This window comes from Neobacillus pocheonensis, assembly GCF_050477905.1.
Lineage (GTDB): Bacteria > Bacillota > Bacilli > Bacillales > Cytobacillaceae > Neobacillus > Neobacillus pocheonensis_A.
On sequence record NZ_JBCNAD010000007.1, the window covers coordinates 299,644 to 324,679 of the forward strand.

Genomic DNA, 25,036 nt, shown 5'->3' on the forward strand with positions numbered 1-25,036 from the left:
ACCGTATGTCAAATGAAGTAAAAACTAAAGAAGATCTACAAAGATCCCTATCGTTTTTTGGGAACATATCCATTTCTGTAAGTGATATTAGCCCGACGACCGGTGTTTTCCTTATGGTGCCTGCAGTTCTTGCAACTACTGGAACGGGAACATTCATCTCTTTCTTGGGTGCGGCTTTAATTGCTTTATGTGTGGCTTTATGTATGGGTGAATTGGGGGCGTTATATCCTGGGGCAGGGGGATTATATAGTATTGTGAATCGTGTTTTAGGACGTCCCATTGGATTTCTGGCTCTCTTAAATTATCTTATCCAAGGTATCTTTCTTCCGGCTACGATTGCTTTTGGGGCAGCAGCCTATTTAACTAAAATATTCCCAAGTTGGACCACAAACTGGACGGCGTTTGGGGTTATGGTTGGCTGTACAGTTATTACCATGCTTTCAATGAAATGGAATGCAAAGTTCGTTGAAGTTTTTCTTATTCTCGAGTTAGTTGTTGTTGCCGTTATTGCGGTAGTGGCAATATTTCATCCATCACAGGAGATTGGAAGTTTATTTAATCCTGTGGCGCTAACAGAGGATAAATCATCGGTTATCCCGGTTTCATGGTCTACTATCTTTGCAGCCGTTACAGTGGCTCTATTTTCCTATAACGGATACGATAGCTCTATCAATTTTTCTGAAGAAACCGACAAAAACGCCAATATTGGGAAGACCCTGTTTACTTCCGCTTTAATTGGTGTTCTGGCACAAATAATACCTTTATTCTGCATTTTGCTTTCTGTACCTGATATCAAGACATTTCTTTCTTCCTCTTCACCAATAAACTACATCGGAGAAATGTATATGGGCAAAAATGCGACGCTCTTTTTGAATGCTGGGGCTGCAATTGCGATGATCAACTGTGTACTTGCTGTTATTCTACAATTTTCACGAGTTTATTATAGTGCAGGTCGTGATAAAGCATTTCCTGAAAAAATCAATAAGTTTCTTACGACTCTTCATCCGACCTTTAATACTCCTTGGTTAGCCACAATATTTATGGGGGCATTAGGTGCACTTGTTTGTTTTGATTCAAGTTTGGTAAGTATGGTTACATTCACTTCAGTTACGATCGTCCTTTTATACGCAACGGTCGCATTATGTGTCATTATTAGTAGGGTGCGTGACAAGGGACTTCATCGTCCGTTTAAGGCACCTTTGTTTCCGATCATTCCAATTATCGCTTTTATTGGATCCATTGCCGCGTTGTCACAGCAGTCAGGTAAGGACCTTATTATTAGCGGCATAGCCTTTGGGGGAGCACTCCTTTATTATTATTTATATTTAAAACCACGAAGCAAAACACATTGGCTGGTGAATAGTTCGGAGCCTATAACTAATCATGAAAAAGCAGTTTAAGAAAGGAGAAGCTAAATGCCTAAGATACTTTTAGCTCAAGTAAAACCTAAATTACTTGATAAATCTAGTAATTTAGAATCGATGGAACAGTATATTAGGAGTGCCCATCAACAAGGTGCGGACCTTGTGCTTTTCCCAGAGTTATTCCTTACGGGTTATTTTACAAGGGAATTTACAGGCGAAGTGGCGGAGGACTTAGATGGGCCATCTATTTGTAAAGTACGGGAATTGGCCAAAAAATATAGTGTAAAAGTAGTTTTTGGATTTCCAGAAAATAAAGAAGGAAAGTTCTATAACTCCGCTTGTTTTATAGATGAAGAAGGGGAAGTGCTAGGGACATATCAAAAGGTTCATCTCTGGGATGAAGAGCCAAAATATTTCGAGCCGGGAATGAACTTTCCTGTTTGGGATACCAATATTGGAAAAATAGGTATCATGATCTGTTATGATACGGAGTTTCCTGAATCAGCAAGGACTCTTGCGTTAAATGGTGCAGAAATTATCTTAGCTCCAACAGCGAATATGACTCCGTTTCAACATGTCCAACAACTTTTCATACAAAGTCGTGCAGCTGAAAATCAGGTGTTTGTAGCTACGACCAATCAAATTGGAAAAGAAGAATCCACTTGCTTTTTTGGTGAAAGTGCAGCGGCAGATCCCTATGGACAGCTTCTTGGGAAATGTAAAGATCAGGAAGAAATGCTGTTGTTAGAAATGGATTTGAATTTGGTTCATCAAGCTAGAAATTTTCCTATCTATTTGAATGACCGAAGACCAATGTATTATAAATTAACCTAAAAAATGAAAGTAGAAAAACGCCTGGTTGGGCGTTTTTTTTATTTGCGATAAATAGCAATTAGAGTGTCCTTGAAGATAATCGTAAATTTTACAAAAATATGGACAAATATAATTTTCAGAGGATTGTTCATCAAAACTACCGAATTTAATGTTAATTTGTTATATAACCATATAATCGACAAAAAAAGTGAAAGTTTTCGCCACCGTAAGACAAATGTTTCGTATCTGATTTTTTATAATAGATAAAAGGGTTGACAGCGAAGGAGAGGTTTGTGTGAGAAAATATCAGCTATATTTAATAGAAGATGAATTTGCCGCCCATTACTTCGGAAGAGAACGACTGTTTTTTCAGCTTTTTAAGGAACATCAAAATGCATACGGTGAGTTTAAATTTATAACTAAGAAACAAATTGATTATATATCGAAAAAGGTTGAGGTATTAAAAATCCACAATCTGATTCAAAAACAGCTGGGGAGAACGAAAGGATTTAGAGCCGATCATGGTGCATACTATATTGAATTAAGTGGAAAACTAAGTACGGCAAAATTAGAAGTATATCAGGATTTAATAACCGTAGAAGCGCAAGGTAGCTATGAAGCAGAGACTGCTTTTTTTGAAGTGCTAAGAAAATGTGAATCCTCCTTCTTGGCAATCGACCTTGAACATCAGCGCTTTGGTTGGTTAAAGCCAATTAAAGAAAGAAAATTAATCTAATTGCATGAGGATATTGTATTATGCCGTTTTATTTAGTACACTGTAGTATGGTAGACAACATGAAGGAGGAAGTATTATGATGTACGTTCTAGTTGGTATACTAGCATTAGTAGCTGGTGTAGCACTAGGATTTTTCATTGCTCGCAGATATATGATGAGCTATTTAAAGAAAAATCCGCCAATTAATGAGCAAATGCTTAAAATGATGATGATGCAAATGGGTATGAAGCCTTCTCAAAAGAAGATCAACCAAATGATGTCTGCAATGAACAAGCAGCAGGGAAAGTAAAACCCAGTCGTATCAAGCGTTTGAGCTAGATTATAGAGGTTTTATTGGACAGGTTTTCATCAACATTTCGTTGTTGAGTAAATCTTTCATCATAATTTTTTTATATTTCTGCTTAATCTTTCATCAAACTATTCCGAAACCACTTATTCTGTTGGAACCTTAACCAATGGGAAAGTGGTTTCTTATGTTTTATTTATATAGAAAAGCCCTTCTCAATATTAATTGAGAGGGGCTTTATCATTTTTATGTGCTAATAATCTCATTAATTCACTTTCATGGACAAGCATTCACATAAAACACTGTCCGATAAATGCATGCAAAAGCCACTTTTTCTGCTGAAGAGATAATGAGAAAGGGTGGTTTTTCTGTGTTATTAGAAAGTATTCCTTCATAAAATTTTATTGGAGGTGTCGGTAGTGAAAAAGAATGCGAGTGAAATTGAATGTCTTGTCTGCAATGGAACACATTTTCGAAAAGGCTATTTTGTAGCCAATTATGAAAAATATGATGAGAATACTAAGTGGAATGTGAAAACTGAAGCTAGTTTAGGGTTTTATTTGGAATCTGAGGAGGATCATTCATTAAACAGAATTCCCGAGAAAGCAAACTTATTTTCTTATATTTGTGAAGACTGTGGTTATATCATGAACTTCACGAAAGAAAAACAGGTGGAAAGCAGGAAACTTGAACGAATTAGAAAACAAAGACAAAAAATGTATGATTGGACTAAATTTAAATAATGCTCATGAACACTTAGCGCTCAAAATAGTAGGGGTTTTTATTTTGATTGGACGGAATATACAAAAAAATAAAGTAGGGGAGAGAGGGTTTTCTCTCTCTTTTTTTATGCATAAAAGATGATTATTTCTAAATCTTTATTATTTTAACAATATTTGATAAAATAAAAATTCGGCTAGCTAAATAGTAACGAAATGGTTGGATTTTTCTTCTTTTTGGAGGCGTTTGGATGAAGGTATTTTTTGAGTTAGGCTGGTTTTTTAAGCAGGAGAAAAAGGCTTACATATCTGGAATCTTTCTCTTAATGATGGTGGCGCTGTTAACACTTGTCCCGCCAAAAGTAATCGGCATTATTGCAGATCATATTCATGATGGGACGATGACAAAAGGTATACTCCTGAAGTGGGTTTTGGTCCTTGTTGGCACAGGGCTTTCGATGTATGTCCTTAGATATTTTTGGAGAATTATGATTTTTGGATCATCCGTAAAGCTTAGCAAGATTCTTCGAAATCGTTTGTTTCAGCATTTTACAAAAATGTCACCGGCCTTCTATCAAAAAAGTCGCATTGGCGATTTGATGGCACATGCAACAAATGATCTGCAAGCGATCCAACAAACAGCCGGTGCTGGAGTTTTAACGATGGTTGATTCTCTTTCAACAGGCGGATTTGTCATCATGGCGATGGCTTTTACGATTAGCTGGAAGTTAACGTTGATATGCTTAATTCCGATGCCAATTATGGCCCTCCTGACAAATTGGTTCGGATCGATGTTACATAAAAGCTTCCATAAGGCACAGGAAGCATTTTCGTCATTAAATGATAAAACACAAGAAAGTATCACCGGGATTAAAGTGATTAAAACATTTGGTCAGGAACAAGAAGATATTGAAGACTTCCGCAAACTGTCTGAAGATGTGGTTGAAAAAAACATCGTCGTTGCGAAAATTGATTCCCTCTATGACCCTACCATTTCCATTATCGTCGGCATTTCCTTTTTCCTCTCCATTGTGTTTGGAGCAAAATACGTTCTTAATGACGAGTTAACCATTGGGGAATTAATTTCTTTTACCACCTATTTAGGTTTATTAATCTGGCCAATGCTGGCCTTCGGCTGGTTGTTTAATATCGTTGAGCGCGGCCGTGCTTCCTACGACAGGGTAGCAGCTCTCCTTAATGAAAAAATTGAAATCACTGATCTTGAAAACGCTTTAGATATCGTTCCGTGTGGCGGTATTCAATATAACATAACAGAATTTACTTATCCTGGAGAGACTAACTCAACCTTGAAAGATATTGCCTTTTCTCTAAAAAAAGGTGGCACTCTTGGGATTGTCGGTAAAACGGGTGCAGGAAAGACAACTCTGTTAAAGCTGCTTATTCGTGAGTTTGAGGGCTATCACGGAGAAATACTTTTTGGAGAAAAAGCACTACAAGAATATAGGTTTGAAAAATTACGTGAAGCCATCGGATATGTTCCTCAAGACCATTTCTTATTTTCAGCCACCGTGGCAGAAAATATCGCCTTTACAAATCCAGTAGTGGAAATGGAGAAAATTGAAATGGCAGCAAAAATTGCCAACATTCATGAAGACATTCTTCAATTTACTGATGGCTATCAAACGATTGTCGGTGAGCGAGGAGTGTCGTTATCTGGTGGGCAAAAACAAAGAATATCAATTGCTAGAGCGCTCCTCATGAATCCTGAAGTACTGGTCCTTGATGATTCATTGTCAGCTGTCGACGCCAAAACTGAAGAAGCTATTCTTTCTTCGTTAAAGAAGAACCGCGACGGAAAAACAACGATTATTACCTCACATCGTTTAAGTGCCATTCAACACGCTAATCTGATCCTTGTTCTTGATGATGGCCGCATTATAGAAAGAGGTACACATGAAGACCTCATGGAATTAGACGGTTGGTACAAAGAAATGTATTTACACCAGCAGCTTGAAGAGTTGGTTGAGCATGGGGGGCATTAATTTGGAAGAAAAGGTACAACTGTCGGAAAGGGAACAAAGAAAAGTCTTATCGCGCCTCCTTTCCTATACGAAGCCACATAAAAAAATGATTGGTATCGCTTTTGTATTGCTATTGTTAACCACCATCGGTGATATTTTTCTGCCAATCCTAGTTAAAATTTTTATCGATGACTATTTGACGCCGGGAAAACTTGCTTTTCAGCCTCTGGTGATTCTTGCATCCGTTTACATGGGAATTCAAGTTGTAAAAGGGATCCTCTTATTTTTTCAATTAGTGAAATTTCAAGAGATTGCCTTATTTATTATCCAGCAGCTGCGAATCGATGTCTTTTCAAAGGTGCAGGCACTCGGCTTAAAGTACTTTGATAAGACACCGGCGGGAAGTATCGTGTCAAGAGTAACGAATGATACGGAAGCTATTAAAGAAATGTTTGTAACCGTACTCGCTACCTTTATTCAAAGTGGCTTTTTGCTTACCGGAATATTCATTGCCATGTTCATTCTGAACGTAAAACTAGCCTTGTTTTGTGTGATCATTATTCCTATCCTAATCTATGTCATGGCACTATATCGAAAATTAAGCTCACGCTATTACCTCGATATGCGTGAAAGACTAAGCCAATTAAACGCAAAACTGGCAGAATCACTTCAGGGAATGTCGATCATCCAAGTTTTTCGCCAGGAAAAACGCTTTCGGAATGAGTTTGGCGATATTAATGAAAAGCATTACATGGCAGGAATGAAAAATATTAAAATTGATGGCTTACTGTTAAGGCCAGCGATTGATGTTATTTATACCTTTGCCCTGATTATTGTATTAAGCTATTTCGGGTTAACTTCCTTCCAGCACAGCATACAAATCGGTGTCATCTATGCCTTTATCAATTATTTGGACCGTTTTTTTGAGCCTATAAACCAGATGATGATGAGGCTACCATTATACCAACAGGCGATTGTTGCTGGTTCGCGAGTCTTTAAATTGCTTGATGAACAGGAGTTGGCACCCGCTCAGAATGTCGACAAGGAATTAGCCATTGCTAAAGGTAAGATTGAGTTTAAAAATTTAAGTTTTTCCTATGATGGGAAACGAGAAGTGTTAAAAAATATTTCTTTTACTGCTAATCCTGGGGAAACAGTTGCCCTCGTTGGTCATACTGGAAGTGGGAAAAGTTCCATTATTAATTTAATGATGAGGTTTTACGAATTTGAGCGCGGTGAGATTTTGATTGATGGAGAATCGATTCGAAATTATACCAAGCCAGAACTCCGCGAGAAAATGGGCCTTGTCCTTCAGGATCCGTTTTTGTTTTATGGCACAGTAAAGGATAATATCCGACTTCATAATCAGGAAATGACGGATGAACAAGTAAAAGAGGCTGCGCGATTCGTTCAGGCTCATTCGTTTATCGAAAAGCTTGATGATGGTTTTGATCACAAGGTAGTAGAAAGGGGAGCAACTTTCTCGAGTGGTCAACGCCAATTAATTGCCTTTGCGAGAACGATAGCAGCAAATCCTAAAATTTTAGTACTGGATGAAGCAACCGCCAATATTGATACAGAAACGGAAGAAGCGATTCAAACAGCTCTTGCAAACATGCGTAAGGGCCGAACGACGATCGCCATTGCCCACCGCTTATCTACCATACAGGATGCTGATTTAATTATGGTTCTCCATCAGGGCGAAATAGTTGAAAGAGGAACACATCAAGAGCTGCTTGCACAGGAAGGTCTATATCACAAAATGTTCCTTCTTCAAAACGGTGTAGTTGAAAGACTTGAGGATGTGGTCAATTAAATAGAAAAAAAGCCTGGCGTTTTGCCAGGCTTTTTACTGCAATTTAATAGGCTGTGTGTGATACTTTTTTTATATAAACTCGATTATATTCATTTAATAGATTGTCTAACTCCTGACTGTAGCGAATGGCAACGGAGGAGGTCAAGCCGTTAGTGATCGCGACTTGAATTAATTCAGCACGTTTTTTTTCAATTAATGTGATTAAATCTTGTTTGATCACGGCCGATATCCTTTCCGGAGAAACTCCAAAATTTTGGTAGAAAGTTAGATTAGGATACTACCAAATGGCATTGTTTTACTAGTATAACCTATGATGTAAATAATTTCAAAGGAATATGTAAAAAAATATCCATTCTTTTAGGACATAACTGTTAAAAAATTGAGTATATTGAAAGACAGAATTCAATTAGAGTCACAAAATATTCATGATAATCATTATCTTTTAAGCAAAAGTTTTGTTAGAATGAAAGGGTATCGACTATAGTGGGAGTGTTAATATGTCAGACGTAAATATATTTTTAGCATTAGGCGCGGGATTTTTGAGTTTTATTTCACCATGCTGTTTACCGCTTTATCCCGCATTTTTATCGTACATCACTGGTATGTCGGTAGGGGAAATACAAAGTGAAAATGCTTTACTACAAAAGCGAAGTCTTCTACATACGCTATTTTTCTTATTGGGTTTTTCGATTATATTTATCGCAATCGGGTTTGGAACATCCTTTCTTGGCAGCTTTTTCTTATCGTATAAAGATCTCATTCGCCAACTAGGCGGAATATTTATTGTTTTCTTTGGACTCATTATTGTTGGTGTCTTTAAACCAAATTTTATGATGAAGGATCACCGCTTTGAGTTTAAAAATCGTCCTGCGGGTTACTTTGGATCCACTTTAATCGGGATGGCCTTTGCCGCCGGTTGGACACCTTGTACGGGACCTATTCTCTCTATTGTAATCTCACTTGCAGCAACGAATCCGGGTTCAGGAGTTTTATACATGATCGCCTATTCTCTTGGCTTCGCGATTCCCTTTCTAATCCTATCTTTCTTTGTCGGTCGGATGAAATGGATTAAAAAGAACAGCGGCAAGATTATGAAAATTGGCGGCTACATCATGATTGTGATGGGGATTGTCCTTTTCTTTGACTGGATGACAAAAATCATCACTCTTTTCTCCGGTTTGTTTGGTGGCTTTACTGGATTCTAATTTCATATAAAATTTTGTTCAATTTTTAAATTCTGATGTATAATATGAAAGTAAATTCTTAGATAAGGAAGAGAATCCAATGAACTACGTTGTTGTTTCTTCAGTTGGAGCAGTTTTTATGGGCTTTTTTGTCCTGTTCATTCGTATGAAAGCAGCAAAAAAACCTACAAATGCAAAAAAAATAATTTTACCGCCCATTTTCATGTCGAGCGGAGCGTTTATGTATCTAGTCCCGCAATTTCGATTAACGCCAATGGAAATTTTAGAGGCCGTCATTGTTGGAATGCTTTTTTCAATTTTGTTGATTAAAACTTCTAAATTCGAAATTCGTGATAATGATATTTATTTAAAGCGATCAAAGGCCTTTATATTTATCTTGATTGGACTTTTAGTGCTGCGACTTGTGTTAAAAACCATTTTGAGCAGTACCATTGATATAGGTCAGCTTAGCGGCATGTTCTTCTTGCTAGCCTTTAGTATGATCGTCCCTTGGCGTATTGGCATGTATAGGGATTACAAAAAACTATTTAAGCAATTACATGGTAAACACTGATTCTTTTAGAGTCAGTGTTTTTTATTTTCCTGAAACGTTTGTTGGAATGAATATAAGTTCTCATCGTTTAATAAAAATTATTAAACTAATTTTTTTTGTATACCGTTATTTCCTTTTCGAGTTTTAGTTTAACAGAATCCTCCGATATCTCATGTGTTTTACAGATGACAGCGTGAATGGGGAGATACGAATGAGAAAATTATCGGTTATTTTTGTTCTGTTATTAGGCCTTTTGTTACCCGCAACCCAAATTGAAGCAAGCGGTAGTTCTCAGTTCATTATCATTAACAAAAGGACCAATACGCTTGCCTTTTATGATGGCGGTCATTTGGTCAAAACATTTAAAGTGGCAACTGGAAAAACAAGAGATTTGACACCCGAAGGGAAATTTAGGATTGTTAACAAGATTGTCAATCGGCCCTATTATAAGGAACATATAGCGGGAGGGGATCCCAGGAATCCTTTAGGAAATCGTTGGATGGGCCTGGAAGCGAGAGGTACATACGGCACAACCTATGGGATTCATGGCAACAATAATGAGAATTCGATAGGCAAATATGTTAGTCATGGTTGTGTCCGGATGCATAATGAAGAAGTGCGCTGGCTGTTCAGTCAGGTCCAAATGTTTACGACCGTGGTCATCACCTATTCGAATAGCAGCTTTGACTCTATTGCACAAGCTAATGGCTATGGGGTGAGCGTTCCAGCTTCTGGTGGAATAGAAAATGAGAATCCTGCACCGGTTAATGGCTGGGTAGTGACGGGCGGAAAAATCTATTACTATACAAATGGGACGGCAAAAACCGGCTGGCAGTCCATTAACGGCAAATCGTATTTTTTTGATAATAATGGCGTCATGAAGACAGGTTGGTTGACTCTTAGCGGCAAGACTTATTATCTGGATGGAAAAGGGGTCAGGATGACTGGCTGGGTAGAAGAAAGCGGCAAATGGTATTTTTTTGATAACAATGGAGTCATGAAAACAGGGCGGTTGACCGATGGAAGAATGACTTACTATCTGGATGAAAAAGGGGTCAGAATAACTGGCTGGGTAGATGAAAACGGCAAAAGATATTACTTTGATCAAACAGGAGTAATGAAAACAGGTTGGTTTGATGAGAATGGCAAAAGGTATTATCTTGATCCCAATACTGGAGAGATAAAAACTGGCTGGCTGTCGTTAGGTGAAAAAAGCTATTATTTTGATCATGACGGAATCTTGAAATCTGGCTGGGTGGAAGTCGAAGGCAAGTGGTATTATCTCAACCAGAGCGGAACATTGGATACAGGATGGTTTAATTTTAATGGCAAATGGTATTATCAAGACGCTAATGGTGCGAAGAATATTGTCCCAACACCCGTCATGAGCCAGTTAAAATTCTATGAAAATACGGAACCCCTATGGAACGGGTGGGTAACCTTTTTAGGAAATAGCTATTATTTTGGAAATCTTGATGGTTTGAAATCCGGCTGGTTAAGATATGAAGATTCATGGTATTATCTCAAAATTAGTCCGGATGTGGCTGGAATTCAATGAAAGCTGAATAGAAAAAGGTGCTCTGATTGCTAACTTTCAGGGCCTTTTTTTATGATCAAAACAAAAACCGCTCCGGAATGGAACGGTTTAGAATAAGTGGTCATATGGAGCAACATCGATTCTATTTTCAAACAGTTTTTTACGTAAAAATTTATGATCTCGTTTGGGTGTTGCCAATATATAGCCTCTGATGACCAGTTCTTCGGTAATTTTAGCAGCATTTTCTTTTAAAGCCAGCTCACCAATTTTACCGGCAATCTTATGCCTCGCCACATCGCGGAAAAGTTCGGGAACCGGACTGACTAAATCTTCAAGCAGGGATTTCTCCTCACCACTCCACAAATGACGAGTTTCATTTACATAATGCTCTTCCCAATCCATGACGGATTTGCCATCTTCTTTTGGCATCTTCTTCAAAAATTTTCGAAACATAAAATATCCGCCGATTGCAAAGGAACCGACAAGGAAAACGACCCAGAAAAGGATAAACCATAAAAACCAACCATGAAGCATATTATTCACCTACAAAAACTATTTTTCAACTTATTATAGTATGTTTTTAACAATAATGCCAAGTTAACTCCTTTTAGAACGTTGTAATTAAATTGGTAAGCAATAAGTGAATGTCGAAAATGGTTGTCGAAAAAGTGACAAAAATGGCGGTTCTATTGAAATATACTATAATCCAAGGTATTATGATAACAAATAGTAGATTATGATATGGGGCTGAATGGGGTACTGGTGTCCTCCACAGTCTTCAAAACTGCTTGAGACCTGCGTGCCAGGTCTGGTGGGTTCGATTCCCACGCAGTCCCGCCATCCTTGATATATAAGGGTTTTAGAAGAGTTTTTATGAAGTTAATGAGGGAATTTTTATGATTAAAAAAAGTATAAAACTGCCTTTTGGTCACAACTTGGTCACAACCATTTATTTAAGAAATCTATTTTATCAGTTGCTCTAGTAGATGTGCAGCTTCTTTTTGCATGTTCGGTAAGACATGAGTATACGTGTCCATTGTTATTCCAATAGTTGAATGTCCCAATCTTTCGGAAACTACTTTTGGATGCACTCCTTGTTGTAATAATAAGGTTGCATGGGTATGCCTCAAATCATGGAACCTTATATAAGGTAAACCACTCTTATCAACCATCTTTCGATAATTCCTTGCCATTTCGGTTGGTTGAATTGGTTTACCATTTATTTGGGAGAAAACTAAATCTAAATCATGATATTCTTGACCAAATGACAGCTTGTTTTCTAATTGCTGCTTATAAATTTTCTTTAATTCCTTAACAAGGGAAGGGGTAATAGTAATTGATCTGCTTTTACCGGATTTTGGTTCCTTAAATGTTAATCCTACCTTTTTTACTTCTTGTAAAGATTGTCTAACATAAATTATATTATTATCCAAATAGCATCTTGCCATCGTAAACCTAAGATCTCTCCCCGACGCATTCCTGTTTTAATGGCTGTCAGATATATTGAATAATAGGAAGATTCTTTAGATATCTCCAAAAAGGTTTTAACCTGCTCATTATCCCATGTTGCTAACTCAGGCTTTTTTGTTTTAGGTGGTGAAACCGCTTCTGCTACATTTCTTATTATAAATTGCCACTTAACAGCATCTTTTAGTGCTTTAGAAATTAGCCTATGTTGATGTTTTACTGATTGCGGCGATAGCCCCCCTCCATCTAATTTTCCGTTATTTAGTTTTTGCGAATAATATTCTTGTAGATGAGATGGCTGCAGCTTTGACAGTTTTATTTTACCTAACGAAGGTTTTATATGCTGTGTAATAATATAGCTATATCCCTCAAAAGTTCTAACAGCAGTATTTAGCTTTGCGTAGTTTTCGAGCCAATAATCAAGGTATTCGCTTAAAGTAATATCACTTGGTTCAAAATATGTCCCCTTATCCAGGGCGTGTAACTGTTCACTAATATATTTTTCAGCTTCCTTTTTTGTTTTAAATCCTCTTTTTCTTTTTTGCTTTCTTTTACGAGTAATGGGATCTTTACCTAGGTCAAAAACTACAAACCAGGAATTCCCATCCTTTTTAATTGAACCTCTCATTCTTAGCTTCCCCCTTATGTTTAGTTCGCCTTAGTACAAATATAACTTAAATCAATTAAACCACCCCCTTACCTCTTCGATAGGTCTATTAATTCTTTTTGCGACATCTTCTATGGATTTTCCCTTTTCCCTTACTGATTTTCTTGCTCGGGATTTCATTTGATTGTAACTGTTTTCACATGAACTATGCTTATCAAGTTGTGTTGGGGGGCAGTACTTACCAATTGGTGACCTAGGTACAAATAATGATCTACAGAATAAGCACTCCCTGAACTTCTTTCCTTGTGTAATAGCTTCATAAAGATGATAATAAGCTGCACCTAGTAGGCAATGAGATGTGTAGGATGGTAAAGCTTCTTCATTATCCCCTAAGTTTATAGAGGGAGAGACTAACCTTAATCCCCTGTTAACTATCGTAATTACAGTCTTCTTAAGAGTTTTTAATTCTTCAAGTGTGCTTGGGTTCTTTCCTTCCTTATATTGTTTTTCAAGGAAGGGAATTTCATAATTAATGACTTTAATCGCAAGTTGAATTAAGGCAGTATTCTGGAAAAAGTATTCGTAGTTTTCTGAAATATTTACTAGTACTTTTTCTTTAACCTCCAACTTTAATGGATCTGACAATAAAGGGGAGAATTCAGTTTTTGTTATGTTTTGTCCGTATAAGCCGTATTTATTACAAAAAGCTAGTATGGATTGATCATCTGTGAGATTTATGTTTGCTAAATCCTCTAGAAGATATTCTTCTACAAAGGGGTTGATAAATGAGGGTTGGCCCAATTTATTTTTTAATTCACTAATTGTGTTATCAGTGATATCCTCTTCAATTTTAATATAGGCACTTGCAGCTATTAAAAGCTCTCCCTTACATTCAGTAAATTCGTATGGTGAGTAGACAGGTAGCCTTGTAACAAATAATTCATCTTCTTTTTCAGGGGGGTGGATTATTTTTTTCTTTAAGTCTTCATTTTCTATGGATATGGCAGGTTTAACTTTTTTCAATTTTAAAACTCCTTTAAAAGTAAGAGGTTTAGTAAGAGGTAAAAGTATTTATGGCTCTTACTAATTAATATACTATAAGGCTATAGCTTTAGCAATATTAATTGAAAGTGGGAGATTATATGAATAATTTAGAATTTTTTCGGAGGCAAAAAGGATTGACGCAAACTCAGCTAGGGCTGAAACTTGGGATTCATCCCACCAATATCACAATGGTAGAGCGTGAACACAGAAGAGCTTGGCCTAAACTAAGAAAGCAAATTGCAAAGGAGCTCGGGGTCCTAGAGGAATTGTTGTTTGACGCTAACGGTAATTTGAAAAGGGGAACTAAAAATGAGTCAATTTAATCCGATGGACTATCCACTAACCTTACGAGTAGAAGATTTGCAAAAGATTCTAAGATTATCAAAAGCTTCGACTTATGAGTTAACTAAACAAAAAGGATTTCCATCCTTACGTGTGGGAAGAAGAATACTTATCCCAAGGGATGCTTTTTTTAAATGGTATGGAATCGATATCGTTAATGAAGGGGATAGAAGTTATAAAAATGATGGCTAATGTTATGTTGTCCTTGGGGGTTGACACTAATCAATTATGAAAAAAGATTAGCTAAGGGTGGTTGTTATGTCATCAATAGACCTAATTAAAGAAAATATTACTATTATAGATGTTTTAGACCGATATTCAGCCGCGTCATTTGCTAATGCAAAAACTAGCAGAAGCCGTTTTAACATCCGCTGCCCGTTCCATAATGACAGGAACCCAAGTTTTACTGTTTATACAGACACAAATACTTTTAGATGTTGGAGCGGATGTAATGACGGTAAATCGGGGGATGTAGTCGATATTGTAAAACTATCTCGTAATCTGAGTACAAAAGAAGCTATTAAAATATTAATTGATGATTATGGCTTAGAAAAGCCTGATAGTAAACGTGCAAAAGAATTGTGGAAAAAAAGAGCTAGCCGTGAACGATTAGCCGCACTAAAAAAAGTGAAAAACAAGAAAGTAATTGAAGCAATAGATGCTTTAAGAGAATTGGAGCAGTCGGTGAGAACTATACTGGCATCCATTAGATCGGTCGAAGATTTAGACCTAGTAGGTGAACTGTATCATGTTGTAAATCAAATAGATTATTGGTTTGAATGTCTAGTTGAAAACCAGGACATAGAATGTCAGATTCAAGCACTGCAAGAAGTAAGCTCCTTCTTGCAAAACATGAAAGAAGGTAAAGGAGCATGACTCAAAATGTTGCCAGCATTGTGACACGGCATATTCCAAAAGAGAAAAGGCAAGGCGTTAAAGATTTAGACATATCTGGTTTAACACAGCAAGGAGTATCGGAACATCCTGCGAGTGATGAATGGGAGTGTCCTGTTTCATGTGATGACTACACATTACCTCCCTTTCCTACAAATATATTCCCGCCTTGGTTAAAAGCATATGTCGAGGCAGTAACAGAAACCACTCAAACTCCAAAAGATATGGCAAGCATTGCTGCCATTTCAATTCTTTCCATCGTTGCAGCTAAAAAGTTCGAAATAAATGTTTACGGTTCATGGATCGAGCCACTTAACACATATACCTTAACACTTATGGGTTCTGCAAACAGAAAGTCTTCCGTTTTTGAATTAATGACACGACCAATATTACAATTCGAAAAAGAAGAACGAGAACGCTTAAAACTAGAAATAAGAAACCGGAAGTCACATATTAAGACTTTAGAAAAAAGGATGGACCAGCTGATAATCATCAATGCTAAAAAGCCGGATCAAAAGTATACGGAGGAAATAAAAAAAATTAATGAAGAGCTGGAGTTGCTGCCAGAAATTACTCCGCCTACATTCATCATTGACGATATAACGCCAGAAAGCCTTCAAAAAGTACTTGAAGAAAATGGTGAAAAGATAGGCATTCTTTCGGCAGAAGGAGGAATTTTTGAAATCATCCGTGGCCGATACTCAAAAGAGCTAAATATGGATATTTTTTTAAAAGGGCATAGCGGAGATTATTCACGAACTGACAGGAAAAATGGATTACCCATGATTTTAGAGAATCCCCTTTTAACAATTGGCATATTTGCTCAACCAGATATATTGCAAGATTTGCCAAAAGCCTTTCGTGGTAGGGGATTAATGGCCCGCTTCTTATATTCATTACCAAAAGACTTTAGAGGATATCGCAAAATCAGGCCTAATGATATTCCTCAAAATATCAAAAGAGAATATATGACATATATAAAACGGCTACTCCTGCTTGAAACTGGTGGAACACATAGGCTTACTTTGACGGCAGAGGCGGATTCTTACATGCAATATCTACAAAAAAATATAGAAGAACGACTACGAGATGGTGGCGACTTGTCAGAAATCCTGGAGTGGGGTGGGAAAATCGTTGGACAATTAGCGAGGATTGCAGGTTTACTCCATATAGCAAAACATATTACCACGAGCTCGGAGATTCCGACAAAGATTGAAGAAGAGACCATACTTTCTGTATTGACCTTAAAAGAGTATTTCATTAATCATGCAATGGCCGCTCATGGCTGTATGAGAGCAAATGAAGAGCAGGAAGACTTGAAATATCTTATATCGATGATTGTAAGGAAAGCCAAAGAACAGTATGACAAAAAGCGAACTGAAGAAATAACATTGGCTTATAGAGACATTCAACAATGGACAAAAAGACGATTTAAAAAAAGCCTTTTCTTAAAAAGTGTACTTAACGAATTGGAGCAATATGGATACATCAGAGAAGAGCGGGACGGGAAGAAAATATTTTATAAGATAAACCCGTTTGTATTTAAAGATAACTTATAAGTGTCCCCCACTTCCCCCAATATAGCCCCAAATATAGAATCTGAAGAATTTAGTATGGGGGCACATAAAATCCCATCAGTCCCCATGGTACCTGATAATTCCCCACTGGATGAAAGGCCTGGAACAATTGAGGGAACTGGGGACAAGTGGGAACAAAATGGGGAACTTAACAAAACAGAAAGCTACAGAGATCAGCAGCAAATGGGGGAAATGGGGGAACATTTCGATGGAAGTAAAGCTTATTTAGAAGATGAAAGTGAGCTGATATAAATGAATGTTTCTCATTTAATCAGTTTAGTAGAAAAAGTCGGAGGGCAACTATTGGCAGAAGGGGAAAATATTCGAGTAATAAACATTAAGCTGTTGGCCCCTTCCCTTGTGGAAGAAATCAAAAGTCATAAAGCAATTCTTCTAAAGCAATTAAATCAAGATTTAATAGCGAAAAAAGCGGGGTTTATCGTTGCCCTTTCCGGGAGTTTGTATACCCAGACATTAGGAAAAAATAGTTCAGTTTATATTGAGCGGATCGGCACTCAGTGGGAGACTTGGAGAGAAACACATATTCAAGGGAAGAAAGTACCTGTTGAGTATAGGATGATTGCTGCAGGCGAATTTGAGTATGTGATATTAAAAGCAAAGGAGTATTTTGGGTATATTGAGCGGAAGCGTAGTTCTGGAAATTGAAAGAATTTACTATATATGCTGTTTAATTAAAGCTTGTTTTTATCGCAAATGATGGTCGAAAATGGGTATCATAAACGGGGTTTTTTATCACATTTTGTAAACTAAAAATTCAGCAGTGCCATGATGTAATGGGATTTTTCTAGGTTACAAGAAAAGGAGCCAAAATATGAATAAACATTTTACTAATGACATTAGGATTAACAAGCCTCAAGACATTAGAAGGATGTTAGCAAAGGTGATTAATATTTTACTGAAAGATGGAGAAATGACAATAGATAAAGCAAAAACCATAGCAACATTATCGAATACAGCTTTAAAATCAATGGAATTAGGCGATTTAGCGGAAAGAATGAACAAGATTGAGAATATGTTTGATAACCAGGAATAACACAGAAATTCTGTGAAAGGACCGATTTGGAATGAGTTTAAAATCACGGCTAAAACATCTTGAGCAGAACATAAAGCCAAGGGCAAAAGATCCTGTTCAAGAGTGGCGTGAAAGAGTAAAAAGGAATGAAGAAATGGAAAGCCTTTCTCCTGCTATCGAAGAAGGAGATTTGCAAGCGTGCATTCGCTATTGCCAGCTGTGTGAGGAAAGTGTTGTTGACAGGACATATTATTACCGGGATGTTTATATTAAGGTTGCTGCAATGAACGAAGGCTATGAACCGAGATATGAGGATGAAACAGGGATCGATGTTTGGTATCACAATCTAAAGGCGGCATATAAATATCTGGAAGAGAAGAGAAAGGTTCCGAATACGCAGGAACCTGTTTTGAAAATTTGGAAATTATAAGGCATATACGTTCAAATAAATACAGTTAAAAAAGTGCGATAACTTGTAAGGGGTTATCGCCTTTAATCTTTTAAGCTGTGCGACAACGATTTGGCATTAGTGGAAAGCAAATGCTAAAGGATATAAGGGACATTTTCCCCTATATCGAAAATGGTAGATGGCATTGTGGGAAAAATTTCTATAATTTACAACCAATTACCAATGAATGAATCCTACTATTGCTTTACAATTAACCTGAGGTGGTTTATGTGTTTGTTTCACCTATGTTATTACAAAAGGTTGATAAGCCATTGGATGATGATTCATATATTACTGAATTAAAGCTGGATGGCATTAGGTTAATACTTTCAAAGTTTGATAATAAGGTAAAGTTATACACCCGGCACAACAATGAGGTAAATGCTAACTTTCCGGAATTATTATCCATAGATATTCCGAATGGTACAGTATTAGATGGAGAAATTATTGTCGCTGATCAAGATGGGAAACCAGACTTTGAAGCAATGATGGCCAGGTTCCAGTCAAAGCGAAACATGCTGGAAAATTGTTCTTTATGTTATGTTGTTTTTGACGTAATTCAATATAAAGGTGAGTCGGTTTCCCGGCTCCCGTTAATGGGTAGGAAGCGACTACTAGGTGAAATTATCACTCAAGATACAAGTTTAGTAGCAAAAGTGAAATATATTGAAGGTCATGGTTCTGCCTACTTTGATTTGGTCCGGCAGCAGGGCCTGGAGGGAATAGTGCTAAAGCGTAAGGACTCTCGCTACGAGGTTGGGAAACGCAGCAAATCATGGCTCAAGGTGATTAATTACCAATACGATGATGTGCTTATAACGGGGCTTAGAAAGAGTCAATTTGGCTTGCTGCTGAGCTTCCTAGATGGCAAACCAGCTGGTATGATGGAATTTATGTCAATGAGTGAACGGAAGTACTTATACCAACAGCAGCAAGTCATATCAGAAAATGAAAAATTTGTTTTTATCGAACCGATCAAGTGTCGTGTAAAGTATAGGAACCTAACCAAAGCTGGATTCCTTAGAATATCGTCATTTGTAAAATGGTGATGTGTTAAAAGGATGAAATCGTAATGGTTTTATCCTTTAATTATATATAAGGGAATGTGAAGGTTTAATGTAAAAAAATAAAATTTTATTTTATCAATAAATACAATTATTTTAAACAAATGTTGAATGCTATAATTATCTTTATAATTCAAAAACGAAATGTATAGGTGATCATAATGATAGACTGGTCCAAATTAAAACCTTATGATACTGATCAAAAGCGGAGCTTTGAGGAACTGTGTTATCAAATTGCCCGAGTTCAGTTCGAAGAAAAAGGTAGATTTACTTCGGTTGACGATAGTGGTGGAGGAGACGGAGTTGAATTTTATTTAACATTGCCAACCGGTGAAGAATGGGGATGGCAGGCAAAGTTTTATGTGGAGGGACGCCTCACCAATGGCCGTAAAAGTAGTATTATTGGCTCATTGAAAAAATCGTGCGAAATGCATCCAAATTTAAAAAAATGGTTCCTCTGTGTTCCTCTAGATCTTACGGTTGGTGAAAATGATTGGTTTCAACACACTTTATCCCGAACGGTTCCGGAAGGGATGGAGGTTGAATTTATTTTTTGGGGGGATAGCTATTTTAATCATCAACTAGCCGACCCGCGATTTGCTGGAAGAAAAAACTACTTTTTTGGTGAGCTTGAATTAACATTTGATTGGTTTAAGAACCAAGTTTTAAATCAGCTGACAACCGTAAAAGGAAAATACAATCCGGCGGTACATACTCATACACAGGTGGATCAGGGGTTAAATTCATTTTTAATGAATGATGAGTACAAACAATACATAAGAAGTCAGCATCATATTTTAACTAATGAATTTTCTAAATTTAAATCTGTTATTTTAAATTTAGAAAAGGTTGACAGGAAATATATTCCTTTAGGAATTAAAAAGGAAATCTTGGCTTCTATACAAGATACAAACGTACTTATAAATAAAATATTTGCTTTTATGGAGTTGGAAGTAGAATTCCCGAATGATTCAAATTATTCTTCCGATAATTCTCAAGGTGTAATGAGCGATTATAACGAGTTGGTTACTCAAATAGGAAACCTTAGAGATATTATACAAACGGTTTATGAAAAAAAACTTATTATTACTGATGAAATGAACGATCATCAAACGTACGAATTACGTAAAGTAAGAAACACTATCTGGGAGCCAATTGAATTCCTGGAAGAATTTTTGTACGATGTTCAAAATCTTGTTAAAGAAATGGACAAAGGGAGTTGGAAAAATCTATTTATTTTTGGAAATGCTGGTTTTGGTAAAACTCATGTTTCCGCTCATATTTGTCGCCAAACCATTGAAAAGGGATTACCAATTATTTTTATACCAGGTAAAAACCTTTCGGATCATCGTTCATTAACTGAACAATTACGAGGAATCTTGGATATTCCAGCTTCATATAGTTGGAATGATTTTTTACATACACTGGATAATACTGGTAAAGTATTTAGAACAAAAATCCCTATTTTTATTGATGGTTTTAATGAGGTCCGTGACCTTCAGGTGATTAAAAACGGGCTCCCTAGTTTCCTACAAGAAATATCTAATTTCAGCAACATATCTTTAATTGGAACATGCCGAACCACCTATATTAAGGCGATTTGGGGGGATAGACCAGAAAACGCATTATATATGTCCGGTTTTACAGGGGAGGATATTGAGGAGGCAGTCAACAGATATTTCAACTATTACAAGATAATTGCAGATACTTCATCTATAACATTGGAACAATTCCAACACCCTCTTTACTTACAAATATTTTGTCAAACGAAAAATCCAGAGAGAAATACAGAAACAAGGGTCTATATCAATGAGCAATCAATGTTTAATATCTTAGACGCTTACCTTAATCAATGTGATACCTTAATTTCTGAGAAATTAGGGCTTCATCCAAGACGTAAGGACGTCTTAAAAAGGCTTAAAGAGTTGGGAAGATATCTATGGGATAATAATACGAGGTTTATACCTTTAGAGACTGCAACTGACATTCTTGATGGAGATCGTCTTGGTAATTGGAATAATTCACTTGAAAAGCACTTAACGGACGAAAATTTATTAATTTACCGGGATTGGAAAAGAGAACAAGACGAAGAGGTAATAAGTTTTACTTATGATTTATTAGGTGGTTATTTAATTGCCTCGTATTTATTACAAAGAAATAAGGATTCGTTACTTGAGTTTTTTAATGACCAATATACTATATCTTTGTTATTTGGTGAAGAATTTAACGCACGTCACCCTTTACATGAAGATATTAATCGGTGTTTAGCTGCTCTTTTACCAGTCTTTAGTGGAAAATATTTAATGGATTATAATCAAAATAAGGAGACGTTAAATGTAACCGTGCATTCCTGGTTTGAAATGTCCCCTGAATATGTAAATGAAAAAGCCTTAACATTCATAAAGGAACTTTTTTTAAAAGATAAGAGAAATCAAATACTTTTATTCAAGGATGCAGAAAAAACGATTAGACAAGTCCGACATCCGCTAAATATTCAATTTTGGTCAACACTTCTATTGGATTTAAGTATGCCTGACCGGGATGTTAGTTGGAGCGAACATATCCGAAGGCACCAAAAAGAAATCGAAAAGACGGTTGATGCACTTGAAAAAAAGTCAAAACAGGTTCAAGAAGGGGATAATGAAATAGATTATCTTACTATACTTGCAGAAAACGTTATGTGGGTCCTAACCGTTACTGTTCGCCCATTAAGGGATAAGGCAACGCGGGCCCTTTACTACTTTGGTAGGGTTTATCCGGAGGAATTATTTAGATTGCTAAAATATTCCTTTACTATTAATGATCCATATGTATCAGAGCGGTTACTGGCAGCTGTTTATGGTGTAACAATGGCTAGGCAATACGATTTTAGGGACAACAGTTTTAAAGAGACCTCCTTACCAATAATTGCTCAAACTCTTTACGAGCTGATGTTTAAAGATGGTGCTAAATACAGTACAACACACATATTAGCACGTGATTACGCGAAAAGAACGATTGATATTGCTTTAATTCACAACCCTAATCTTTTAAGCGAAGAGGAAAAAAATGATATACAGTCGCCCTTTCAAAAAAGCAGTGATCATTCATGGGGAGACATAGAAAAAGATGAACTATCTGATTATGGTAGTAATCCTATTAGGATGGATTTTGGTAACTACACAATAGGAAGATTAGTAAAAGACCGTTCTAATTACGATTATGAACACGATGATTATAAAAAAGTCCGAGCGCACATTTATTGGAGAATCAATGATTTAGGATATTCATCAAAACTCTTTAAAGAAATTGATGATGAAATAGAGAATAAAAACTATTCTTATGGAAGATCAGATGATGGGCGGAAAACAGATCGTTATGGTAAAAAATATTCTTGGATTGCTTTTTATGAAATGGCAGGTTATCGAAAAGACTTAGGTCTTCTTGATGATGAATGGTCCCCGTTTAGAATCTCAGACACGGATATAGATCCAAGCTTTCCAAAAGAAGTTACCAAGTTTAAACTTGTTACCAATGACTATTTATCTGATTATTTTCCTATAAAAGAATGGTTGTATTGTGAATGTTCACCGAATTTTGATGAATATTTTACTGTTAATGAAATCAATGGTGATAAAGGTCCGTGGGTTTTATTAGATGGGTACTTCTCTGATGAAAATGAAAGAAAAACAAGAAGTTGTTTTTTCTTTACGAGAGGAATCCTTGTTAAGTCCAAAGATTATAATAGAGTTTACCAATTATTAAAAAATCAAGATTTAGGTGGTCAATGGCTCCCAGAAGTCCCTGATGACCATTACGTATATGCTGGTGAAATTCCTTGGGCTGAAACATTTCCAGAAAATGATGAAATTGATCTTGAATTCATTACTTCAAGGTATCTTGAAAGTGTTAATTTGGAAAAAGATTTTCTAATGAAAAATGGAAAAGAATTATCTCAGGATGAAGTAAGCAAGGTTATTGATTTGTTAATTGAGGAAGGAGAATTAGATTGGTTCCAAACCTTTTTCTCCAATCCAAATGATTTTAGTAAGTTCGAATCATTCTTGGTAAAACATCAAATTTCTGTTGAAAAAAGGGATGTTAAGATTGAAAATGAGAAACAAACTATGGAGAAATACAAAGTCCTTTTGCCTGTAAGGGAAAATAGTTGGGAAGAGAATGGAAGCGAAGTTATTCCTGGTCGCAATGTTGTAATTCCCTCCAAACAGATTACAAGTACATTAGGTTTAGTTAACCAACCACAGACATTCGATTTATTTGAAAAGAACGGGGCAAAAGCATCGGTTACGGTAGAATTCGGTGAAATATATCGTAATCATCAACAATTTACTTTTATAAGAAAAGATTTACTTGACAAGTTTCTTGATGAAAAAGATTACAAACTTATATGGGGTTTGTGGGGTGAAAGAGAAATCTCTTATAAAAGTGAGTCTTTTAGAAATTATTTTCTTAAGCAGTATGGTGATGTAAGAAATAATTTCCAAGAAATTATATTATATTCTTGGATAAATGAGTGAATGATTAGGTATAAAAAAAGGTACATCGAATAACAACGTTATTAATTTTCCAATTGGCAAAAATTCTGAAAACATTTGCCATTAATATGAGGAATCGAAAAATAGTACCCCTTGGCCCCAAGGGGTTTATTTTTCATGTTTCCTTTTTAAAATTTGTTTGAAAAGGTATACCATTATAAACACTATTACACTACTTAATTTTTTAATGATTTTTTAGTTTCAAAAAGTCTAAAAAATATTTATAAACGTTTGTAAAATGTTATATACCTTTATAAACTATTTTGTTATGATGTAAGTATCTACAGAATAGCATCAAGGAGATACTTACATCATGAAAAATAAAATATTCGGTTATATTCGAGTAAGCAGCAAAGACCAAAATATTGATCGTCAACTTAACGAAATGCTTGAATTAGGAATAAATGAAAGGGACATATTTATAGATAAGGAAAGCGGGAAAAATTTTAATCGCCCTCAATACAAAACACTAAAACAGTGCTTACGTGAAGGTGACTTACTTTATTTAAAGTCGATTGACCGTTTTGGCCGAAATTCTAAAGAGATTAAAAAAGAATGGGAAATCATTACTTCCGAAATAAAGGCTGACATTAGAGTAATTGATATGCCATTGCTGGATACAACACAACATAAGGATACTTTGGGGACATTTGTTTCTGATTTAGTATTGCAGGTTCTTTCGTTCGTTGCTGAAAAAGAAAGAGAGGATATTAATAGGAGGCAACGAGAAGGAATTGAATCGGCCAAAGCAAAAGGCAAACATCTAGGCAGACCGAAAATAAGCCTAGAATCATTGAACGAGAAACAGAAAGCAATTTTAAAAACTAAATATGAATCATGGAAAAAGAACGAAATAACGGCAGTTGAATTTATGAATAAAATGGATTTAAAGAAAAATACATTTTATAAAATCATGAAGGAATATGAAACGAATAGGCACTAGCAATAGTGCCTTTTTTAATTTAAATCAAGAAAAAGTTTGTGAAAAAATGTACTTAAGCTAACGGAGCAGATTAGTTGTGCGAAATGTTTCTA

The 25,036-nt window shown here is 36.2% G+C and carries 26 protein-coding genes and 1 tRNA gene; 22 read left to right on the top strand and 5 right to left on the bottom strand.

Annotated elements, in window-relative coordinates:
- Positions 1-5 precede the first annotated feature (5 nt).
- The 7 genes from ABES02_RS04315 to ABES02_RS04345 all read left to right on the top strand — a co-directional run bounded on the left by ABES02_RS04315 (position 6) and on the right by ABES02_RS04345 (position 7,716).
- Positions 6-1,400, top strand: a complete 1,395-nt coding sequence (locus ABES02_RS04315; RefSeq protein WP_430131231.1) for an APC family permease — start codon at positions 6-8, stop codon at positions 1,398-1,400.
- Between the two features lie 15 nt (positions 1,401-1,415).
- Positions 1,416-2,198 (top strand): carbon-nitrogen hydrolase family protein, encoded by a 783-nt coding sequence (locus tag ABES02_RS04320; protein ID WP_430131234.1) that lies wholly within the window; start codon positions 1,416-1,418, stop codon positions 2,196-2,198.
- Between the two features lie 274 nt (positions 2,199-2,472).
- A complete protein-coding gene (gene sirA / locus ABES02_RS04325; protein ID WP_430131237.1) occupies positions 2,473-2,913 on the top strand; it encodes a sporulation inhibitor of replication protein SirA in 441 nt (146 codons plus the stop codon).
- A gap of 76 nt (positions 2,914-2,989) precedes the next feature.
- The gene (locus tag ABES02_RS04330; RefSeq protein WP_430131240.1) at positions 2,990-3,202 is read left to right on the top strand and encodes a YneF family protein; all 213 of its coding nucleotides are present in this window, start codon (positions 2,990-2,992) and stop codon (positions 3,200-3,202) included.
- 416 nt (positions 3,203-3,618) lie between these two features.
- On the top strand, positions 3,619-3,942 hold the full coding sequence (locus ABES02_RS04335) for a hypothetical protein (RefSeq protein ID WP_430131242.1): 324 nt from the start codon (positions 3,619-3,621) through the stop codon (positions 3,940-3,942).
- A 227-nt stretch (positions 3,943-4,169) separates the two neighbouring features.
- The gene (locus tag ABES02_RS04340) at positions 4,170-5,921 is read left to right on the top strand and encodes an ABC transporter transmembrane domain-containing protein (protein ID WP_430131244.1); all 1,752 of its coding nucleotides are present in this window, start codon (positions 4,170-4,172) and stop codon (positions 5,919-5,921) included.
- Complete coding sequence (locus ABES02_RS04345) at positions 5,908-7,716, top strand: ABC transporter ATP-binding protein (protein ID WP_430131246.1); 1,809 nt, start codon at positions 5,908-5,910, stop codon at positions 7,714-7,716. Before ABES02_RS04340 ends, ABES02_RS04345 begins: the two co-directional genes overlap by 14 nt.
- 43 nt (positions 7,717-7,759) lie before the next feature.
- Here ABES02_RS04345 and ABES02_RS04350 read toward each other — a convergent pair whose 3' ends face one another.
- Positions 7,760-7,936, bottom strand: a complete 177-nt coding sequence (locus ABES02_RS04350; protein ID WP_430131247.1) for a Spo0E family sporulation regulatory protein-aspartic acid phosphatase — start codon at positions 7,934-7,936, stop codon at positions 7,760-7,762.
- Positions 7,937-8,213: 277 nt separating this feature from the next.
- On the opposite strand from ABES02_RS04350, the gene ABES02_RS04355 reads away from it, so the two are divergent.
- From ABES02_RS04355 to ABES02_RS04365, 3 genes are all read left to right on the top strand, one after another.
- Positions 8,214-8,921: a cytochrome c biogenesis CcdA family protein gene (locus tag ABES02_RS04355; RefSeq protein WP_430131249.1), complete on the top strand. Its 708-nt coding sequence runs from the start codon at positions 8,214-8,216 to the stop codon at positions 8,919-8,921.
- A 79-nt stretch (positions 8,922-9,000) separates the two neighbouring features.
- The gene (locus ABES02_RS04360; RefSeq protein ID WP_430131251.1) at positions 9,001-9,474 is read left to right on the top strand and encodes a CcdC family protein; all 474 of its coding nucleotides are present in this window, start codon (positions 9,001-9,003) and stop codon (positions 9,472-9,474) included.
- Between the two features lie 190 nt (positions 9,475-9,664).
- Positions 9,665-11,011, top strand: a complete 1,347-nt coding sequence (locus ABES02_RS04365) for a L,D-transpeptidase family protein (protein ID WP_430131253.1) — start codon at positions 9,665-9,667, stop codon at positions 11,009-11,011.
- 87 nt (positions 11,012-11,098) lie between these two features.
- On the opposite strand, the gene ABES02_RS04370 is transcribed toward ABES02_RS04365, so the two are convergent.
- A complete protein-coding gene (locus tag ABES02_RS04370; protein ID WP_289982172.1) occupies positions 11,099-11,524 on the bottom strand; it encodes a DUF2621 domain-containing protein in 426 nt (141 codons plus the stop codon).
- 209 nt (positions 11,525-11,733) lie between these two features.
- Here ABES02_RS04370 and ABES02_RS04375 point away from each other — a divergent pair.
- A tRNA-Sec gene (locus ABES02_RS04375) sits at positions 11,734-11,830 on the top strand.
- 122 nt (positions 11,831-11,952) lie between these two features.
- Here the strand turns inward: ABES02_RS04375 and ABES02_RS04380 are convergent.
- Genes ABES02_RS04380 through ABES02_RS04390 form a run of 3 tightly spaced genes read right to left on the bottom strand, consistent with a single transcriptional unit; the run spans position 11,953 to position 14,087 of the window.
- Complete coding sequence (locus ABES02_RS04380; RefSeq protein ID WP_430131255.1) at positions 11,953-12,423, bottom strand: site-specific integrase; 471 nt, start codon at positions 12,421-12,423, stop codon at positions 11,953-11,955.
- Positions 12,408-13,085, bottom strand: coding sequence for an Arm DNA-binding domain-containing protein (locus ABES02_RS04385; protein ID WP_430131257.1), 678 nt, complete (start codon positions 13,083-13,085; stop codon positions 12,408-12,410). The genes ABES02_RS04380 and ABES02_RS04385 overlap by 16 nt, the downstream gene beginning before the upstream one ends.
- A 51-nt stretch (positions 13,086-13,136) precedes the next feature.
- Complete coding sequence (locus ABES02_RS04390) at positions 13,137-14,087, bottom strand: hypothetical protein (protein ID WP_430131260.1); 951 nt, start codon at positions 14,085-14,087, stop codon at positions 13,137-13,139.
- A 119-nt stretch (positions 14,088-14,206) separates the two neighbouring features.
- Here ABES02_RS04390 and ABES02_RS04395 point away from each other — a divergent pair, with 119 nt between their 5' ends.
- The 11 genes from ABES02_RS04395 (at position 14,207) to ABES02_RS04445 (ending at position 24,944) form a co-directional block, all read left to right on the top strand.
- The gene (locus ABES02_RS04395; RefSeq protein WP_430131262.1) at positions 14,207-14,431 is read left to right on the top strand and encodes a helix-turn-helix domain-containing protein; all 225 of its coding nucleotides are present in this window, start codon (positions 14,207-14,209) and stop codon (positions 14,429-14,431) included.
- A complete protein-coding gene (locus ABES02_RS04400) occupies positions 14,418-14,642 on the top strand; it encodes a helix-turn-helix domain-containing protein (protein WP_430131264.1) in 225 nt (74 codons plus the stop codon). The genes ABES02_RS04395 and ABES02_RS04400 overlap by 14 nt, the downstream gene beginning before the upstream one ends.
- Before the next feature lie 66 nt (positions 14,643-14,708).
- Entirely contained in the window at positions 14,709-15,326 is a 618-nt protein-coding gene (locus ABES02_RS04405; protein ID WP_430131267.1) for a CHC2 zinc finger domain-containing protein, read from the top strand.
- Entirely contained in the window at positions 15,323-16,903 is a 1,581-nt protein-coding gene (locus tag ABES02_RS04410) for a YfjI family protein (RefSeq protein ID WP_430131270.1), read from the top strand. The genes ABES02_RS04405 and ABES02_RS04410 overlap by 4 nt, the downstream gene beginning before the upstream one ends.
- Positions 16,904-16,957: 54 nt before the next feature.
- The gene (locus tag ABES02_RS04415; protein ID WP_430131273.1) at positions 16,958-17,173 is read left to right on the top strand and encodes a hypothetical protein; all 216 of its coding nucleotides are present in this window, start codon (positions 16,958-16,960) and stop codon (positions 17,171-17,173) included.
- Positions 17,174-17,587, top strand: coding sequence for a hypothetical protein (locus tag ABES02_RS04420; protein WP_430131276.1), 414 nt, complete (start codon positions 17,174-17,176; stop codon positions 17,585-17,587). It abuts the gene before it with no gap.
- A gap of 166 nt (positions 17,588-17,753) precedes the next feature.
- The gene (locus ABES02_RS04425) at positions 17,754-17,975 is read left to right on the top strand and encodes a hypothetical protein (protein ID WP_430131279.1); all 222 of its coding nucleotides are present in this window, start codon (positions 17,754-17,756) and stop codon (positions 17,973-17,975) included.
- A gap of 31 nt (positions 17,976-18,006) precedes the next feature.
- Positions 18,007-18,384: a hypothetical protein gene (locus ABES02_RS04430; RefSeq protein WP_430131282.1), complete on the top strand. Its 378-nt coding sequence runs from the start codon at positions 18,007-18,009 to the stop codon at positions 18,382-18,384.
- Positions 18,385-18,632: 248 nt separating this feature from the next.
- A complete protein-coding gene (locus ABES02_RS04435) occupies positions 18,633-19,451 on the top strand; it encodes an ATP-dependent DNA ligase (protein WP_430131285.1) in 819 nt (272 codons plus the stop codon).
- Positions 19,452-19,627: 176 nt separating this feature from the next.
- A complete protein-coding gene (locus ABES02_RS04440; protein ID WP_430131288.1) occupies positions 19,628-23,983 on the top strand; it encodes an NACHT domain-containing protein in 4,356 nt (1,451 codons plus the stop codon).
- A 331-nt stretch (positions 23,984-24,314) separates the two neighbouring features.
- Positions 24,315-24,944, top strand: coding sequence for a recombinase family protein (locus ABES02_RS04445; protein ID WP_430131291.1), 630 nt, complete (start codon positions 24,315-24,317; stop codon positions 24,942-24,944).
- Positions 24,945-25,036: the final 92 nt, after the last annotated feature.